Below are 15822 nucleotides of genomic sequence, written 5' to 3'. Positions count from 1 at the left end.
CCCACAGCGGACATGAACGCGCCTTCCACCCTCCTCGATATTGATGGCGATCCGGCTTCCATCCGCGTGGTGGTGGCCATGTCGGGTGGCGTCGATTCGTCGGTGGTGGCCGGCCTGCTGGCCCGGGCCGGATACGACGTGGTGGGCGTGACCCTGCAGCTCTACGACCACGGCGAGGCGGCCCACCGCCGCGGCGCCTGCTGCGCCGGCCAGGACATCTATGACGCCAGCGAAGTGGCCCGCACCCTGGGCATTCCCCATTACGTGCTGGATTATGAAAGCCGGTTCCGCGAGGAGGTGATCGACCGCTTCGCCGCCAGCTATGCCTCGGGGGTCACCCCCATTCCGTGCGTGGACTGCAACCGCACCGTCAAGTTCCGCGACCTGCTGGCCACCGCCGAAGAGCTGGGCGCGCAGGTGCTGGCCACCGGCCATTACGTCTCCAGCCGGGCCCTGCCCGATGGTCGTCGCGCCCTCTACCGGGCGGCGGAAGAGGCCCGCGACCAGAGCTATTTCCTGTATGCCACCACCGCGGCCCAGCTGAAGAAGCTGCGCTTTCCGCTGGGGGACCGGCGCAAGTCGGACGTGCGGGCGCTGGCGGCGGAGCTGGGCCTGCCGGTGGCGGACAAGCCCGACAGCCAGGACATCTGCTTCGTGCCGGGCGGCAATTATGCCGAGGTGGTGGAGCGGCTGCGACCGGAAGCGGCGGAGCCGGGCGACATCGTCCACCTGGACGGCCAGGTGCTCGGCCGGCATCGGGGCGTGATGCATTACACCATCGGCCAACGCAAAGGCCTCGGCATTGCCAGTCCCGAGCCGCTTTACGTGGTGGGCATCGATGCGCGCCAGCATCAGGTGGTGGTGGGCCCGCGCGCGGCGCTGAAAGTGCGCACCATCGCCATCGCCGACGTGAACTGGCTGGGCGACACACCGTTTGACGCGGCCTGCGCCGCCGGTACCGAGGTGCAGGTCAAGGTGCGCTCCACCCGCGCCCCCGCCCCCGGCCATCTGGGCCGGGACGCGGCCGGCCAGCCGGTGGTGCATCTGGCGCTCGGTGAAGAAGGCGTTGCACCGGGGCAGGCTTGCGTGTTTTACGATGCGGCCGGGGCGCAGGCGCGCCTGCTGGGTGGCGGAACCATTTTGAAGGCGGAGCGGGACGCGCGCAGCATGGCCGAGGTGGCCTGAGGGCCACCAGCCATAGACAACCGCGCGCGGAACAGGCTGGAAGAGGGCGAGAATGGCGGTTCAGTACGATCTTGAGGGCCAGAAGCGCGCTTATGCCAAGTGGGCCCCCATCTATGACAAGGTCTATGTGAAGCTGTTGGCCGATGCCCAGCGCAAGGCGGCCACCACCGCCGCCGCCTGCGGCCCCAACATCCTCGAGGTGGGGGTGGGCACCGGCCTGGTGCTGCCCTATTACCCCAAGGGCGCCCACGTCACCGGCATCGACCTGTCCGCTGACATGCTGCGCAAGGCGGTGGAAAAGAAGGTGGGGCGCAACCTCACCCAGGTCGGCCTGCTGGCCGCCATGGACGCCTGCAACCTCGGCTTTGCCGACCAGACCTTCGACGCGGTGACCGTGCCGTTCGTCATCACCCTGGTGCCGGACCCGGAAGGCGCGCTCGACGAGATGTACCGGGTGCTGAAGCCCGGCGGCGAGATCGTGGTGGCCTCCAAGCTCGGTGCCGATGACGGCCCGGTGGCCCAGATCGAGCAGGCGCTGGCGCCGCTGGTGAAGAAGGTGGGCTGGTCCATCGCCTTCAAGGCGAGCCGGCTGCGCAACTGGGCGGCCAAATATCCCGACATGGACGTGGTGGAGATCTCCCCCGTGTTCCCGGTGGGCTTCTTCAAGCTGGTGCGCATCAAGAAGCAGGCCTGAGGCTGAGGGCAGCGGAGGCGCCATGGACGCGGATCACGGCGCCTATCCCCCGCTCGACACCCTGAAGCCGGTGGCCGACGACGTGTGGATCGTCGATGGGCCGGCCCTGCGCTTCGGCCTGCCCTGGCCGAAGATGCCGTTTCCCACCCGCATGACCATCGTCCGCCTCAAGGGGCGCGACCTGTTCGTGCATTCGCCCACGCCCTTGCCGCCCATCCTGCGGCGGGCGGTGGAGACGCTCGGCACGCCGCGCTGGATCGTCGGGCCCAACCGCATCCACTATTGGTGGATCCCCGATTGGCACGCCGCCTATCCCGACGCCCAGATCTACGTCGCCCCGCACATCCTCGCGCAGGCCCACGGGCGCATCACCGGCCCGTCGCAGCCGCTGGAGGCGGCGATGGGCTATCCCTGGGATGGTGCGCTCGACACCTTGCCCATCGCCGGCCGCTACATGACCGAGGTGGAGTTCTTCCACCGCGCCAGCCGCACCCTGATCCTCACCGACCTCATCGAGAATTTCGAGGCGAGCCATCTGCGCTCGCCGCTGCTGCGGCTGCTGGCGCGGCTCGGCGGGGTGCTGGCGCCCCACGGCGGAACCCCGCGCGACCTGCGCCTCACCTTCCCCCGGCCGGAGCTGCGGGCGGCGGTGGAGACCATGATCGGCTGGGCTCCCGATCGGATCATCCTCGCCCATGGCCGCTGGCATCCACAGAACGGCACCGCCGAGCTGCGACGTGCCTTCGCCTGGCTCCAGGACTGACGTGCCCTTGCTCCGCAACACCGGCTTCGTGCCACGGCCGCGAGGCTGCGGGCGGGGTTCCCGAGGGGATTTTTCACCACGGGGGAAAGCCCCCGCGCCTTCCTTGACAGGGGCAAGGCGACACTTCTATATGCGCCTTCTCGCAGCGACGGCGCGCCGTCGCGTTGGTCGAGGCAGCGTAGCTCAGTTGGTGAGAGCGCCGGATTCATAACCCGGAGGTCGGCGGTTCAAGTCCGCCCGCTGCTACCACTTCGCGAGCGCTCCGCCTTCATCACATCCGCCCTCAGCAAGACCGCCTTTCAGCGCGTCTGTCCCTTGGCGCGTCTGTCCCTTGGCGCGTCTGCCCCTTGGCGCGTCTGCCCCTTGGCGCGTCTGCTCCTTGACGAGTCAGCTCCTTGGCACGCGCCGTCTGGGGTGCACGGGCCTCGGCGGTGAAGCGACCTCCATGGCGAACGCCGCCGCGCTCCGCTATAGGCTGAGGCACAGCGGGCGTGCCCGCGTCGTGAGGAGGGGGCGATGACGTTTGGAGCTGCAGTTCAAAGCTGCCTGTCGAAATATGCCGTGTTCCGCGGCCGCGCGCCGCGCAGTGAGTTCTGGTGGTTCTGGGTGTTCACCATCCTGGTGGAGGTGGTTGCGGCCATCATCGGCGTCATGCTGTTCACCAGCTCCGTCAGCGAGCATGCGGTGGTGATGGGCCCGGGCATGTCGTCCATGTCCGCCTTTTATGTCTATGCCGCCCCCAATTGGCTGAGCGGCCTCGTCCACCTGCTGCTGATCCTGCCCTCCCTCGCCGTCATGGTCCGGCGGCTGCATGACGTGGGGCGCAGCGGCTGGTGGTTTTTCATCCTCTTCCTGCCGTTCATCGGCTTCCTGGTGCTGCTGTTCTGGTGGGTGCAGCCCTCCGAGCCGCGGGACAATGCCTATGGGCCCTCGCCCCTGCCGCTGCTGCCGCGCCCCTGAGGCGCCGGCACCATAAAAAGGGGGCGGATGACCCGGGTCATCCGCCCCCTTTTTCATGACCTGACGGAGAGATGCGCTCAAGTATCGTCGCGGGTGCGGATCCACTCCACGATACCGGAGAAGTCACGCCCCTCGTTCCCCGCCTCGGCAAAGGCGGTGTAGAGGGCGGTGGCCGCCGCGCCCAGCGCGGTGACCGCGCCGGCCGATCCCGCCGCCTCCTGGGACAGGCGCAGGTCTTTCAGCATCAGCGCCGCGGCAAAGCCCGGCTGATAGCCGCGATTGGCGGGGCTGGTGGGCACCGGCCCGGGCACCGGGCAATAGGTGGTGAGCGACCAGCACTGGCCGGAGGAGGTGGAGGCCACCTCATAGAGTGCCTCATGGGAGAGGCCCAGCTTCTCCCCCAGCACGAAGGCTTCCGAGACGGCGATCATGGAAATGCCGAGGATCATGTTGTTGCAGATCTTCGCCGCCTGCCCGGCGCCGGCACCGCCGCAATGGACGATCTTCTTGCCCATCAGCTCCAGAAAGGGCCGCGCCTTGGCGAAGGCGCCATCGGTGCCGCCCACCATGAAGGTGAGGGTGCCCGCCTCCGCCCCGCCGACGCCGCCGGACACCGGCGCATCGACGCTCTCATGGCCCGATGCCTGGGCCGCCGCGTGGAAGGCGCGAGCGGACTCCACGTCGATGGTGGAAGAATCGATGAATAAGGTGCCGGCCTTGGCCAGGGCGAACAGGCCCTCGGCACCGGTGGTGGCCCCCACCACATGCATGCCCGACGGCAGCATGGTGATCACCACGTCCGCATCGGCCACCGCCGCCTTGGCGCTGGAAACCACCGCGACGCCCCGCGCCTTCGCCCCTTCGATGGCCGCCGCCGAGAGGTCGAAGCCGAGCACCTGATGGCCCGCCTTGATGAGATTGGCGGCCATGGGCCCGCCCATATTGCCGAGGCCGATGAATGCGATGGTGGTCATGTGGCTCCTCCCCAATCGTTTGCCTCCCCTCGCCCCTTGCGGGAAAGGGAGATCGTCTTAATGGCCCTCGGCGATCAGCGATCGTGACACGATGAGGCGCATGATCTCGTTGGTGCCTTCCAGGATCTGGTGCACCCGGAGGTCGCGCACGATCTTCTCGATGCCGTAGTCGGCGAGGTAGCCGTAACCGCCGTGCAGCTGCAGCGCCTCATTGGCCACCTTGAAACCCACATCGGTGGCGAAGCGCTTGGCCATGGCGCACAGGCGGGTGGCATCGGCGCGCTTGGCATCGAGGGCGGCGGCCGCCCGCCACAGGAAGGTGCGCGCCGCCTCCAGCTCGGTGGCCATGTCGGCCAGGCGGAATTGCAGGGCCTGGAATTCATCGAGCCTTTTGCCGAACGCCTTGCGCTCGCGCATGTAGGCGAGGGTCTTGTCCAGGGCCGCCTGGGCACCCCCCAGGGAGCAGGCGCCGATGTTGAGCCGGCCGCCATCAAGCCCCGCCATGGCGATCCTGAAGCCCTCGCCTTCCGCCCCGAGCCGGTTGGCGACCGGCACCCGGGCGCCTTCGAAGATCACCGCGCGGGTGGGCTGCACGTTCCAGCCCATCTTCTTCTCATTGGCGCCGAACGACAGGCCGGGGGTGTCGGCGGGCACCACCAAGGTGGAGATGCCTTTTGGCCCGTCACCGCCGGTGCGCACCATCACCACATAGATGTCGGAAGCGCCGGCGCCGGAAATGAACTGCTTCTGCCCCTCGAGCACATAATGGTCGCCGTCGCGCACCGCCCGGGTCTTCAGCGCCGCCGCATCCGAACCGGCCCCGGGCTCGGTGAGGCAATAGGAAGCGAGGTGCTCCATGGTGGTGAGCCGGGGCACGAAGGCCGCCCGCTGGGCGTCGTCGCCGAAGCGGTCGATCATCCAGGTGGCCATGTTGTGGATGGAAAGATAAGCGGAGGTGCCCGGGCAGCCGGTGGCCAGCTGCTCGAAGATCAGCGCGGCATCGAGCCGGCTGAGGCCGGAGCCGCCCACATCCTCGCCCACATAGATGCCGCCCATGCCCAGCGCCGCCGCCGCCCGCAGGGTCTCCACCGGAAAATGCTTGCGCTCGTCCCACTCCACGGCGAACGGCGCGATCTCGGCGGCGGCGAAATCCCGCGCCATATCGCGGATGGCTCTCTGGTCGTCAGTGAGGGTGAACATGTCAGGGGCGCCAGTCGGATAAGGGAAGGATGGAGGCCGCATAAGGCGAGGCCGCGAATTTGCGGATGAGGCGGGCGTCAGCGGTGATCAGCGGCAGATCCAGCTGCCGGGCAGCCTCCTCCTTCACGAGCCCCTTCACCGCAACGCTGGCATCCACGACGACGGGGTCACTCATTCGAGGCCTTCGCGGATGTCATCGAGCGTGAGCGGCGGCGAGACCTTCAAGGTCTTGGAATGGAAATAACGCGAGATCGCCACCCGCTCTTCCGGCGTATAGGGCCGGCTCTGCTCCAGGAGATTGCGGATCAGCACCTGGGCCATGGCCCGCCTCATGCTCTCAAATGTGCTATCAAAAATGATAGCACATTCTCAATTGAGCCAGCGGCGGGCCGCAACCGGGTGCGTCTCACCCCATGGTGGGGATGTTGAAGTCGGCGCCGTCCTTGATGCCCGAGGGCCAGCGGGCGGTGACGGTTTTGGTCTTGGTGTAGAAGCGCACGCCATCCGGCCCGTGCTGGTTGAGATCGCCAAAGCCGGAGCGCTTCCAGCCGCCGAAGGTGTGGTAGGCGAGCGGCACCGGGATCGGCACGTTGATGCCCACCATGCCCACGTTCACCTTGGAGGCGAAATCGCGCGCCGCGTCACCGTCGCGGGTGAAGATGGCGACGCCGTTGCCATATTCATGCTCGGTGGGCAGCCGCAGGGCTTCCTTATAGTCCGGCGCGCGGACCACGCTGAGCACCGGGCCGAAGATCTCTTCCTTGTAGATGCGCATGTCGGGCGTCACGTTGTCGAACAGGCAGCCGCCCATGTAGAAGCCGTTCTCATAGCCCTGCAGGGTGAAATTGCGGCCATCCACCAGGAGCTTGGCGCCTTCCTGCACGCCGAGACCCACATAGCCCTTCACCCGTTCCACCGCCTCGCGGGTCACCAGCGGGCCGAAATCGGCGGTGGGGTCGGTGGAGGGGCCGATCTTCAGGCTCTCGACCCGGGGAATGAGCTTCTCGATCAGCCGGTCGGCCGCCTCCTGCCCCACCGGCACCGCCACCGAGATGGCCATGCAGCGTTCGCCAGCGGAGCCGTAGCCGGCGCCGATCAGGGCATCCACCGCCTGGTCCATGTCGGCGTCGGGCATGATGATCATGTGGTTCTTGGCGCCGCCGAAGCCCTGCACCCGTTTCCCGTTGGCGGCGCCGCGGGCATAGATGTACTGGGCGATGGCGGACGAGCCCACGAAGCCGATGGCGTGGATATCCGGATCATCGAGAATGGCGTCCACCGCCACCTTGTCACCGTTCACCACATTGAGGATGCCAGCCGGCAGGCCCGCCTCCATCATCAGCTCGGCGAGGCGCATGGGCACCCCGGGGTCGCGCTCGGACGGCTTCAGGATGAAGGCGTTGCCGCAGGCGATGGCCGGCCCGAACTTCCACATGGGGATCATGGCCGGGAAGTTGAACGGGGTGATGCCCGCCACCACGCCGAGAGGCTGGCGCATGGAATAAAGGTCGATGCCCGGGCCGGCGCCGTCGGAGAAGTCGCCCTTCAGGAGATGGGGAATGCCGCAGGCGAACTCGATCACCTCGAGGCCGCGCTGGATGTCGCCCTTGGCATCGGGAACGGTCTTGCCGTGCTCGCGGGCGAGCAGTTCCGCCAGGGCGTCATACTCGCGCTGCACCAGCTCCAGGAACTTCATCAGCACCCGGGCGCGGCGCTGCGGGTTGGTGGCGGCCCAGGCCGGCTGGGCCGCCTTGGCGTTTTCCACCGCCGCCCGCATCTCCTCGGTGGAGGCGAGGGCCACCTTACCGACCACCTCGCCGGTCATGGGCTCGAACACATCCGCCTTGCGGCCGGAGGTGCCCGGCACGTGCTTGCCGCCGATGAAATGGCCGATGTCGCGCATGGTGCGTGTCCTTCCCTGGGCTTGGCCCGTGGCCCCGGGGTCTGGCCCGGGACATTTGCGTTTCCAAAACTGTTCCGGCCGCTGCCTGCGACCTTGATTGCGGTGACGATGCCCTATCCTTTTGCGCACAGCTAGGGCAATTCTTGCACGATCCCTGTGCGCCCTTTCACATGCGCCATTGCCCATTGCGCCATTGCCCATCCGGAGGTCCCGTGCGCGCCAGCGACTTTGAATGGTCGGACCTGAAGTTCTTCCTGGCGGTGGCGCGGGCCGGGCGCCTCACGGTGGCGGCGGCGCGGCTCAAAGTGGAGCATTCCACCGTCAGCCGCCGCCTGGCGGCTCTGGAGGGCGCGCTGGGCGCCCAATTGTTCGATCGCCAGCCCCATGGCTATGCCTTGACCGCCGCCGGCGAGCGGCTGCTGGCGGCGGCGGAGGGCATGGAGAGCCTGGCGCTGTCCGCCCAGGGCACCATTGGCGGCGCGGATCTGGGTGTTGCCGGCACGGTGCGGATCGGCGCGCCGGACGGCTTCGGCACCTTCTTCCTGGCCCCGCGTATCGCCGCGCTGGCCGAGACCCATCCCGATCTCGACATCCAGCTTCTGGCCATGCCGCGCCTGTTCTCTCTATCGAAGCGCGAGGCCGACCTCGCCATTTCCCTGAGCCGGCCCAAGGCCGGGCGGCTCCATGCCAGAAAGCTCACCGACTACCGGCTGCGGCTCTATGCATCGCGGAGCTATCTCGCCCGCGCCGGCGCCATCGACAGCCGCGCCGCCCTCTCCCGCCATGCCTTCATCGGCTATGTGGATGACCTCATCTACACGCCGGAGCTGGATTACGTGCCCTTGGTGGCGAAGGATCTGAGGGTGCGGCTGAAGAGTTCCAGCCTGGTGGCCCAGCTCACCGCCACCCGCGGCGGTGCCGGCGTGTGTGTTCTGCCCTGCTTCATGGGCGACCTTTTTGCCGGCCCCGGCGATGACGATCTGGTGCCGGTGCTGGCCGACGAGGTGAGTCTCACCCGCACCTTCTGGCTCCTCAGCCACACCGACATGCGCGACCTTGCCCGGGTGCGGGTGGCGGCGGACTTCATTGTCGATGCGGTGGCCCGGGACCGTGCCACTCTGCTGCCCCCGGGCGGGCCGGCGAAGCTGGCGTGAGGCTTGCGGCGGCGACGCTGGTGCCCTTGAGGCGAAAAGCACCCCGTGCCTAGAGTGGAGGGATGAACGGGCGACGCCGGTCGCTCCACCGGGTGTCCCATGAGCATCGATCCATGAGCATCTATCCATGAGCATCTATCTCGGCTCCACCGTCGCGACCTATAATTATTACGCCAAGAACAGCGCCGCCGCCCTGAAGCAGCAGGCGGCGGATCCGCAGGTGAAGACGGAAACCGCCTATTTCCGCGCCAACATCGGCAAGGTGAAGACGGTGGATGACCTCATCGGCAACTACCGCCTGTTCAATTATGCCATGACCGCCTACGGCCTCAGCGACATGACCCACGCCAAGGCCTACATGAAAAAGGTGATCACCAGCGATCTCAGCGATTCCAAGAGCTTCGCCAACAAGCTGGCGGACAATCGATTCGTCAATTTCGCCAAGGCGTTCAGCAATCTCAATCCGAACGCCTCGGCCGCGCTCTATGCCCCCGCCAGCGCTGATGACGTGGTGAAGGCCTATCTGCAGCAATCCATCGAGGAGACCCTGGGGCAGAACGACCAGGGGGTGCAGCTCGCGCTCTATTTCAAGCGCGTGGCGCCGAGCGTGAAGAGCGCCTATGGCCTGCTCGGCGACTCGGCGCTCTGGAAGGTGGTGCAGACCACTTTTGGCCTGCCCGAGAACATGGGCAAGGTGGATGTGAAGACCCAGAAATCCATCGTTGATGCCAAGCTCAAGGTGGCCGACCTGCAGGACCCCGCCAAGCTCGACAAGCTGCTGGCCCGCTTCACCGCCATCTGGGATGCCACCCAGAACGCGGCCTCGGCCCCGGTGCTGCAATTGTTCGATACCAGCGGCGCCGGCGGCACCCTCGGCTATAATGTGAGCGCGAGCCTGCTCAATCTGCGTTATGGGGGCTGAGCGGACCCTGTTCGCCCCCTGCGGGACACCGCCGCGACCTTGACGCCCGCGCGCTTCGCCCCTATAGGAGCCGCTTCCCGATCCAGCGGGTGAGTGCGGCAGGGCCCGAAGGCTCTCAGCGTTCCCTGCGTGCAACAAGACTAGAAGGACTTCTGCCATGTCCCGGCGGTGTGATCTGACCGGTAAGGCGGTTCTGACCGGCCACCTCGTGAGCCACTCGAACCGCAAGACCAAGCGCCGGTTCCTGCCGAACCTGTGCAACGTGACCCTGCAGAGCGAGACCCTCAACCAGTCGATCCGCCTGCGCGTGTCTGCCAATGCGCTCAAGAGCGTGGACCACCGCGGTGGCCTCGACGCGTTCCTCAAGAAGGCCCGCGACGAGGAGCTGTCGCCGCGCGCCCTCGAGCTGAAGCGCAAGATTGCCAAGGCTCAGAGCGCGGAAGCGCCCGCCGCCTGATGTCCGGCCTTTCTGGTCTGGTTCGGTCCGAACCGCGGGCGTTCGCGCTCGCGGTTTTTGCCATGTGCGCCACCGTTCTGGCGGCCAACGTCCTGGTGCAGTTCCCGTTCACCCCGTTCGGGCTGCAGGATTACCTCACCTTCGGCGCCTTCACCTATCCCTTCACCTTCCTGGTGAACGACCTCACCAATCGCCGGCTGGGGCTCACACGCACGCGGCAGGTGATCTATGCGGGCTTCGCTCTGGCGCTGGCTTTGTCGGCGCTGTTCGCCACGCCGCGCATCGCGCTCGCCTCCGGCACCGCCTTCATCGTCGCCCAATTGCTTGACGCCACGGTGTTCAACACTCTGCGCCGGCGCGCCTGGTGGCTGCCGCCGTTCCTCTCGGGCGTCGTCTCCTCGGCCATCGATACGGTGGTGTTCTTCTCCCTCGCCTTTTCCGGCACCGACCTGCCGTGGACCAATTGGGCGATGGTGGATTACCTGGTGAAGCTCGCCATGGTGGCGCTGTTCCTCGCGCCTTATCGCTACCTCATCGCCCGCATGCCCATGTGGTCGCCCGCCCGCGCCGAGGCCTGAGCCCATCTGTCCCGGTCTTCGACCGGCCCCAAGTGGGGTTGCTCAAGCGGGGGCGCTCAAGCCCCAGCGCATCCGGCGTCGTCAGAAGAACTCTTCCACCGCCACGCCGAGCCGCTCCAGGTCTTCGGGGCGCGACAGGCGATGGTCGCCGTCCTTGATCAGCGAGAACACCACGTCGTCCTCGGCGAGGCAGGTGACGAGCGCCATGGCGTGCTCCCACGGTACGTCCTCATCCTTCGCCCCCTGCAGGATGCGCACCGGGCAGCCCACCGCCAGCGGCGCGCCGAGCAGCAGGTGGTTGCGACCATCCTCGATCAGCGCGCGGGTGATGACATAGGGCTCCTCGCCATAAAGCGAGGGCTTGAGGAATTGCCCGCTGCCGAGAATCAGCTCCTGCACCGGTGGCGGGAAGCGGGCCCACATGAGATCCTCGGTGAAATCGGGGGCCGGGGCCACCAGGACCAGCGCCTTGAGCCGGCTGTCGCCGCGCGCCTTGAGCGCCCGCGCCAGCAGCAGAGCGATCCAGCCGCCCATGGAGGAACCCACCACGATCTGCTCGCCCTCGGTGGTGGTGTCGAACACCGCCAGCGCCTCCTCCAGCCAGCGGGAGATGGTGCCTTCCTCGAACAGGCCGCCGGAGGCGCCATGGCCGGAATAATCGAAGCGGGTGTAAGCCTTGCCCCGATCAGCGGCGAGATCGGCCAGATATTGGGCCTTGGTGCCCGTCATGTCGGACTTGAAGCCGCCCAGCCAGAACACGCCCGGGCCCTCGCCCGGAATGGTCCGCACGGCGATGTCGCGATCCTCGAAGTCGAGGTGGAAAGAGGTCTCGGCTGCGCTCATGATGGATCCCGTGCTCAGGCGAACTGCGCGAAATAGTGGGTGATGATCTGGCTGTAGATGGCGGTAAGGTCGGTGACGTCCGACACCGGCGTCGCCTCGTCCACCTTGTGCATGGTCTGCCCCACCAGGCCGAACTCCACCACCGGGCACAGGTTCTTGATGAAGCGGGCATCCGAGGTGCCGCCGGAGGTGGAAGCCTGGGGCCGGCGGCCGGTGACCGCCTCCACCGCCCCGGCGACGATGTCCACGAACGGGCCCGGCGCCGTGATGAAGCTCTCCGAGGCGCCGGCCTGGATTGCGAGCGCATAACCGGTCCCGGCCCGATCCAGCCGGCGGCGGATCTCCTGTTCCAGGCTCGCCAGGGAATAATGATCGTTGAAGCGCACGTTGAAGCGCGCGGTGGCGGTGGCGGGAATGACGTTGAAGGCGGCATTGCCCACGTCCACCGACACCACCTCCAGATTGGAGGGCGGGAAGAAGTCCGAGCCGGCGTCCAGCGGCTCGGTGATCAGCGCCGAGAGCAGGTGCACCAGCCGCGGCACCGGATTGTCGGCGAGGTGCGGATACGCCACGTGCCCCTGCACCCCCTTCACCGTGATGACGCCGGAGAGGCTGCCGCGCCGGCCGATCTTGAAGGCATCCCCCAGCGCCGCCGGATTGGTGGGCTCGCCCAGCACGCAATGGTCGATGGTCTCGCCCTTGGCGGCGAGCCATTCCACCACCTTCACGGTGCCGTCGAGGGCGGGGCCCTCCTCGTCACCGGTGATGAGGAAGGAGAGGCTCCCCTTGGCCGGTTTGCCATGGCGCAGGGCCGCGGCGAGGAAGGCGGCCACCGCCCCCTTCATGTCCACCGCGCCGCGGCCATACAGCATCCCGTCGGCCACCTCGCCGGCGAACGGGCCGTGGGTCCACTGGCCGGCGTCGCCCACCGGCACCACGTCCACATGGCCGGCGAAGCACAGGTTGGGGCCCGTCTCGCCGATGCGGGCATAGAGGTTGACGATGGGGGTGCCGCCGGTGGCGAAGGTGAGCCGCTCCACCCGATAGCCAGCCTGTTCCAGCAGCCGCGCCACGATCTCCATCGCCGGCTCCGCATCCGGCGTGACCGACGGCGCCCGGATCAGGGCGGCGGCGATGGCGACGGGATCTTGCGTATCGGGCAGGACGACGCTGGATGCGGACTTGACGGAATCTTCGGGTGTCATCAAGGAATGCCTCGCGCGGACCCGGCTCGAACCCGCCGGATGCAGGCCGAATTAGCGGCAAGTTCAGCGTCGCGGCAAGTCTGGTCGAGTGCAAGTCTGGTCTGGTGGCAAGTCTGGTCTGGTGACAGGTTCCATGTGGTGACAGACAGGATCCCGGGGGTGCAGCGACCCGCCTCCCCTCCGGTTGCCCCCTGGGGTGCCGAGCCGGCGCAGCGGCATGATGCCGTGCCTCAGGGCCTTGCCATCACGCCGCCTTGCCATAAGGCCCTGCCATGACGCCGCCGTGTTCGCGCGACAGGAACGCCGCTCCGGAGGTGGAAGGTATGCGTTCGCAGTCGAAGGGGCTCCTCGCGTTTCTGGTCCTGTGGGCCGTCCTGGCCTGTGGCCCGAACCTGGTCTTCGCTCAAGGGGGCGCTGAACCGGCCGCCGCGCCGGTCGCAGCGGCAAGCGACAAGGCCCCGGCCGCCACGCCCGCCGCGACACCGGAGCCCGCCGCGCCGGCGGCCGCGCCCGAGCCACCCAAGCCACCGGCTGCAGTGCCGGACCCCATGATCACCGGCGCGCGCGACAAGATCGAATCGAGCCGCGCCGCGCTCGACGCTCTCGAAGCCGCGCTGTCGGTGGAGGGGCTGCGCCCCAATGATCTCGATGACCTGCGCCGGCGGATCGACCCCATCCGCCGAGACCTCCAGCAATTGTCGGAAACCGTCGCCCCCCGCCTGGCCGATGCCCGCGCGCGGCTGAAGTCGATCCCCGCCAAGGCCACCGAGGACACGACCGAAGACCCCACTGTCACCGCCGACCGCGAGCGGGTGCAGAAGCAGGTCGCCGAGCTCGATGCGGTGTTCGGGCCCATCCGCACGCTCTCGGAGCGCACCAGCCAGGCCGCCGACCGCATCAGCACCCGCCGCCGGGCGATGTTCACCAGCCAGCTGTTCGAGCGCTCCGACTCCATTCTCGACCCCACCTTGTGGGCCAATGCGCTGGCGGCCACCGCCGGCGAGGCGCGCGCCACCCAGTTCCTGATGACCGATTGGAGCGCCTACGCCACCCGCACCCACGGTCCACTGGCGCTCTCCGGCATTCTCGGCGGCACCGCGGTGCTGGTGGGCCTGGTGGTGGCCGTCGGCCGCTGGCTCCGCAACCGCCTGCGCACCCCGCCGCCGGCCGATGGCCTCAGCTTCTCGCGCCTGCGCGCCGCGGGCGAGGCGATCAAGGTGCTGGTGCTGGAAGCCACCGTCGCGCCGCTGGCCAGCATCATCGCCGTGATGATCCTCAACGCCTTCTCGCTGATCCCACCGCGGGTGGAAGACCTGGTGCACGGCCTCATCGCCGCGGTCTTCATCAAGGCCATCGGCACCGGCGCCGCCCGGGCCATGCTGGCGCCGGGGGAGGCCTGGCGCCGCATGCCGGCCATCTCCGACCGCGCCGCCATGATCACCTTCCGCTATTTCTCGTGGGCGGTGTGGGCGCTGGTGGTGGCGGTGGTGCTCAATGCCCTGCACCGGGTGCTGTTCGCCCCGCTCGATCTGACAGTGGTGACCAGCGCCGTCATGGCGCTCCTGATCGGCGCCTTCATCGCCCGGTTCCTGCTGCACCTCGCCCGCTCCGAGGAAGACGAGGATGCCGCGCCGCCGGCCGTTGACGCGGCGGCCGGCGGCCACCCCATGGAGGGCCGCCACTGGGTGCGCTTCCTGGTGTGGCTGGTGGTGCTGCTGCTCTTCACCGCACTGGTGCTGGGCTATGTGAGCTTCGCCGCCTTCGTGGCCGGCCGGGTGGTGGTGGCCAGCGCCATCCTGGGCATGCTCTACGTGCTCTACGGCCTCATCGATGCCTTCTTCGGCGAGGGCCTCTCGTCCGAGACTACGCGCGCCCGCCACCTGTCGAAGACCCTCGGCCTCAAGCCCGCCAACCTGGAGCTGATGGGCATCATCGTCGCCGGCCTGCTGAAGGTGCTGCTGTTCGTGGTGGCGGTGTTCCTCATCGTCGGCAGCTGGGGGGCCTCGTCCACCGACGTGCTGGACACGGTGGAGCGCCTGTCCTTCGGTATCCGCATCGGCACCGCCACCATCACCCTCACCGGCGTGCTCTATGCCGCCGGCATGCTGCTGGTGGGCCTGGCCGTGGCGCGCGGCCTGCAGCGCTGGATCTCGGTGTCCTTCCTGCCCCGCACCGGGCTCGAGCCCTCGCTGCAATCGTCCATTTCCACCATCGTCGGCTATGTGGGCGTGATCATCGCCATCATGGTCTCCATGAGCGAATTGGGGCTCAATCTCGAGAATCTGGCGCTGCTCGCCGGCGCCCTGTCGGTGGGTATCGGCTTCGGCCTGCAGGCCATCGTGTCGAATTTCGTCTCGGGGCTGATCCTGCTGGCGGAACGGCCGATCCGGGTGGGCGACACCATCAATGTGAAGGGCGAGGAAGGCTATGTGCGGCGCATCTCGGTGCGCTCCACCGAGATCGAGACCTTCGACCGGGCCTCGGTGATCGTGCCCAATTCCGACCTCATCACCGGCATGGTGAAGAACTGGACCCATGCCAACACCACCGGCCGCGTCATCATCACCGTCTCGGTGGCCTATGACGCGGATCCCGAGGAGGTGCGCGACATCCTGGTGGGCTGCGCCTGCACCCATCCGCAGGTGCTGCAGACGCCGCCGCCGCGGGTGTTCCTCACCAAATTCTCGGAAATGGGCATGGTGTTCGAGCTGCGCTGCGTGGTGGCGAACGTGGATTATTCCCTCACCGTACGCAGTGACCTGCACTTCCAGTTGCTGGCCAAGTTCCGCGCCGCCGGCATCGGCATGGCCTCCCAGCCCTGGGCATCACTGGCGCGGGCCCCGGCCGATCTGGTGCCGCCGCGCCCCGCGACGCCTTCGGCCGAGGAACCCCAGGGCGACGAGGCCTGAGCCCCGCCGTCCTGCTTTAACGCCTCCTATACCCGGCTGGGCGCACAACGACGCCCAACCGGCCAGCCGGCCTTC

Annotated in this window: 16 protein-coding genes and 1 tRNA gene; 10 read left to right on the top strand and 7 right to left on the bottom strand. The window is 67.9% G+C overall.

Features of this window, described 5'->3' with window-relative positions:
- The first annotated feature begins 12 nt into the window (after window positions 1–12).
- The 5 genes from mnmA (at window position 13) to ACU4E7_RS10370 (ending at window position 3602) form a co-directional block, all read left to right on the top strand.
- A complete protein-coding gene (gene mnmA, locus ACU4E7_RS10390) occupies window positions 13–1185 on the top strand; it encodes a tRNA 2-thiouridine(34) synthase MnmA (protein WP_238119594.1) in 1173 nt (390 codons plus the stop codon).
- 52 nt (window positions 1186–1237) lie between these two features.
- Window positions 1238–1879: a class I SAM-dependent methyltransferase gene (locus tag ACU4E7_RS10385; RefSeq protein WP_238119592.1), complete on the top strand. Its 642-nt coding sequence runs from the start codon at window positions 1238–1240 to the stop codon at window positions 1877–1879.
- A gap of 22 nt (window positions 1880–1901) precedes the next feature.
- Entirely contained in the window at window positions 1902–2642 is a 741-nt protein-coding gene (locus tag ACU4E7_RS10380) for a DUF4336 domain-containing protein (protein WP_447021469.1), read from the top strand.
- 172 nt (window positions 2643–2814) lie between these two features.
- Window positions 2815–2891, top strand: a tRNA-Met gene (locus tag ACU4E7_RS10375).
- 267 nt (window positions 2892–3158) lie between these two features.
- Window positions 3159–3602, top strand: coding sequence for a DUF805 domain-containing protein (locus ACU4E7_RS10370; RefSeq protein ID WP_447021468.1), 444 nt, complete (start codon window positions 3159–3161; stop codon window positions 3600–3602).
- Window positions 3603–3679: 77 nt separating this feature from the next.
- Here the strand turns inward: ACU4E7_RS10370 and mmsB are convergent, their stop codons facing one another.
- The 5 genes from mmsB to ACU4E7_RS10345 all read right to left on the bottom strand — a co-directional run bounded on the left by mmsB (window position 3680) and on the right by ACU4E7_RS10345 (window position 7679).
- Entirely contained in the window at window positions 3680–4576 is an 897-nt protein-coding gene (mmsB, locus tag ACU4E7_RS10365) for a 3-hydroxyisobutyrate dehydrogenase (RefSeq protein ID WP_447021467.1), read from the bottom strand.
- 57 nt (window positions 4577–4633) lie between these two features.
- Window positions 4634–5776 (bottom strand): isobutyryl-CoA dehydrogenase, encoded by a 1143-nt coding sequence (locus tag ACU4E7_RS10360; RefSeq protein WP_447021466.1) that lies wholly within the window; start codon window positions 5774–5776, stop codon window positions 4634–4636.
- Between the two features lies 1 nt (window position 5777).
- Window positions 5778–5951 carry a hypothetical protein gene (locus ACU4E7_RS10355; protein ID WP_447021465.1) on the bottom strand — a complete coding sequence of 58 codons (174 nt, stop codon included), beginning with the start codon at window positions 5949–5951 and terminating at the stop codon, window positions 5778–5780.
- Window positions 5948–6097 (bottom strand): hypothetical protein, encoded by a 150-nt coding sequence (locus ACU4E7_RS10350; protein ID WP_447021464.1) that lies wholly within the window; start codon window positions 6095–6097, stop codon window positions 5948–5950. Before ACU4E7_RS10350 ends, ACU4E7_RS10355 begins: the two co-directional genes overlap by 4 nt.
- A gap of 85 nt (window positions 6098–6182) precedes the next feature.
- Window positions 6183–7679, bottom strand: a complete 1497-nt coding sequence (locus ACU4E7_RS10345; RefSeq protein WP_238119564.1) for a CoA-acylating methylmalonate-semialdehyde dehydrogenase — start codon at window positions 7677–7679, stop codon at window positions 6183–6185.
- Between the two features lie 212 nt (window positions 7680–7891).
- Here ACU4E7_RS10345 and ACU4E7_RS10340 point away from each other — a divergent pair, with 212 nt between their 5' ends.
- The 4 genes from ACU4E7_RS10340 to ACU4E7_RS10325 all read left to right on the top strand — a co-directional run bounded on the left by ACU4E7_RS10340 (window position 7892) and on the right by ACU4E7_RS10325 (window position 10790).
- Window positions 7892–8833, top strand: coding sequence for a LysR family transcriptional regulator (locus tag ACU4E7_RS10340; protein ID WP_447021463.1), 942 nt, complete (start codon window positions 7892–7894; stop codon window positions 8831–8833).
- Window positions 8834–8960: 127 nt separating this feature from the next.
- Window positions 8961–9755 (top strand): DUF1217 domain-containing protein, encoded by a 795-nt coding sequence (locus tag ACU4E7_RS10335; protein ID WP_447021462.1) that lies wholly within the window; start codon window positions 8961–8963, stop codon window positions 9753–9755.
- Window positions 9756–9912: 157 nt separating this feature from the next.
- Window positions 9913–10212 (top strand): 50S ribosomal protein L28, encoded by a 300-nt coding sequence (rpmB, locus tag ACU4E7_RS10330; RefSeq protein ID WP_238119558.1) that lies wholly within the window; start codon window positions 9913–9915, stop codon window positions 10210–10212.
- 62 nt (window positions 10213–10274) lie between these two features.
- Complete coding sequence (locus ACU4E7_RS10325; protein WP_447021461.1) at window positions 10275–10790, top strand: queuosine precursor transporter; 516 nt, start codon at window positions 10275–10277, stop codon at window positions 10788–10790.
- Between the two features lie 81 nt (window positions 10791–10871).
- Here ACU4E7_RS10325 and ACU4E7_RS10320 read toward each other — a convergent pair whose 3' ends face one another.
- Window positions 10872–11633, bottom strand: a complete 762-nt coding sequence (locus tag ACU4E7_RS10320; protein ID WP_447021460.1) for an alpha/beta hydrolase — start codon at window positions 11631–11633, stop codon at window positions 10872–10874.
- A gap of 14 nt (window positions 11634–11647) precedes the next feature.
- Window positions 11648–12838, bottom strand: coding sequence for a succinyl-diaminopimelate desuccinylase (gene dapE, locus ACU4E7_RS10315; protein ID WP_447021459.1), 1191 nt, complete (start codon window positions 12836–12838; stop codon window positions 11648–11650).
- A 323-nt stretch (window positions 12839–13161) separates the two neighbouring features.
- Here dapE and ACU4E7_RS10310 point away from each other — a divergent pair, with 323 nt between their 5' ends.
- Complete coding sequence (locus ACU4E7_RS10310) at window positions 13162–15747, top strand: DUF3772 domain-containing protein (RefSeq protein ID WP_447021458.1); 2586 nt, start codon at window positions 13162–13164, stop codon at window positions 15745–15747.
- Window positions 15748–15822: the final 75 nt, after the last annotated feature.

It is taken from the genome of Xanthobacter sp. ZOL 2024 (assembly GCF_052932325.1).
Note: the sequence above shows the minus strand (reverse complement) of the source record. Positions and strands in the feature narration are given on the sequence as shown.

Coding starts and splice junctions, on each gene's coding strand:
- dapE (WP_447021459.1), bottom strand. CDS start 12,838: ATGACACCCGAAGATTCCGTCAAGTCCGCATCCAGCGTCGTCCTGCCC.
- ACU4E7_RS10335 (WP_447021462.1), top strand. CDS start 8,961: ATGAGCATCTATCTCGGCTCCACCGTCGCGACCTATAATTATTACGCC.
- ACU4E7_RS10380 (WP_447021469.1), top strand. CDS start 1,902: ATGGACGCGGATCACGGCGCCTATCCCCCGCTCGACACCCTGAAGCCG.
- ACU4E7_RS10320 (WP_447021460.1), bottom strand. CDS start 11,633: ATGAGCGCAGCCGAGACCTCTTTCCACCTCGACTTCGAGGATCGCGAC.
- mnmA (WP_238119594.1), top strand. CDS start 13: ATGAACGCGCCTTCCACCCTCCTCGATATTGATGGCGATCCGGCTTCC.
- ACU4E7_RS10385 (WP_238119592.1), top strand. CDS start 1,238: ATGGCGGTTCAGTACGATCTTGAGGGCCAGAAGCGCGCTTATGCCAAG.
- mmsB (WP_447021467.1), bottom strand. CDS start 4,576: ATGACCACCATCGCATTCATCGGCCTCGGCAATATGGGCGGGCCCATG.
- ACU4E7_RS10325 (WP_447021461.1), top strand. CDS start 10,275: ATGTGCGCCACCGTTCTGGCGGCCAACGTCCTGGTGCAGTTCCCGTTC.
- ACU4E7_RS10360 (WP_447021466.1), bottom strand. CDS start 5,776: ATGTTCACCCTCACTGACGACCAGAGAGCCATCCGCGATATGGCGCGG.
- rpmB (WP_238119558.1), top strand. CDS start 9,913: ATGTCCCGGCGGTGTGATCTGACCGGTAAGGCGGTTCTGACCGGCCAC.
- ACU4E7_RS10370 (WP_447021468.1), top strand. CDS start 3,159: ATGACGTTTGGAGCTGCAGTTCAAAGCTGCCTGTCGAAATATGCCGTG.
- ACU4E7_RS10345 (WP_238119564.1), bottom strand. CDS start 7,679: ATGCGCGACATCGGCCATTTCATCGGCGGCAAGCACGTGCCGGGCACC.
- ACU4E7_RS10310 (WP_447021458.1), top strand. CDS start 13,162: ATGCGTTCGCAGTCGAAGGGGCTCCTCGCGTTTCTGGTCCTGTGGGCC.
- ACU4E7_RS10350 (WP_447021464.1), bottom strand. CDS start 6,097: ATGGCCCAGGTGCTGATCCGCAATCTCCTGGAGCAGAGCCGGCCCTAT.
- ACU4E7_RS10355 (WP_447021465.1), bottom strand. CDS start 5,951: ATGAGTGACCCCGTCGTCGTGGATGCCAGCGTTGCGGTGAAGGGGCTC.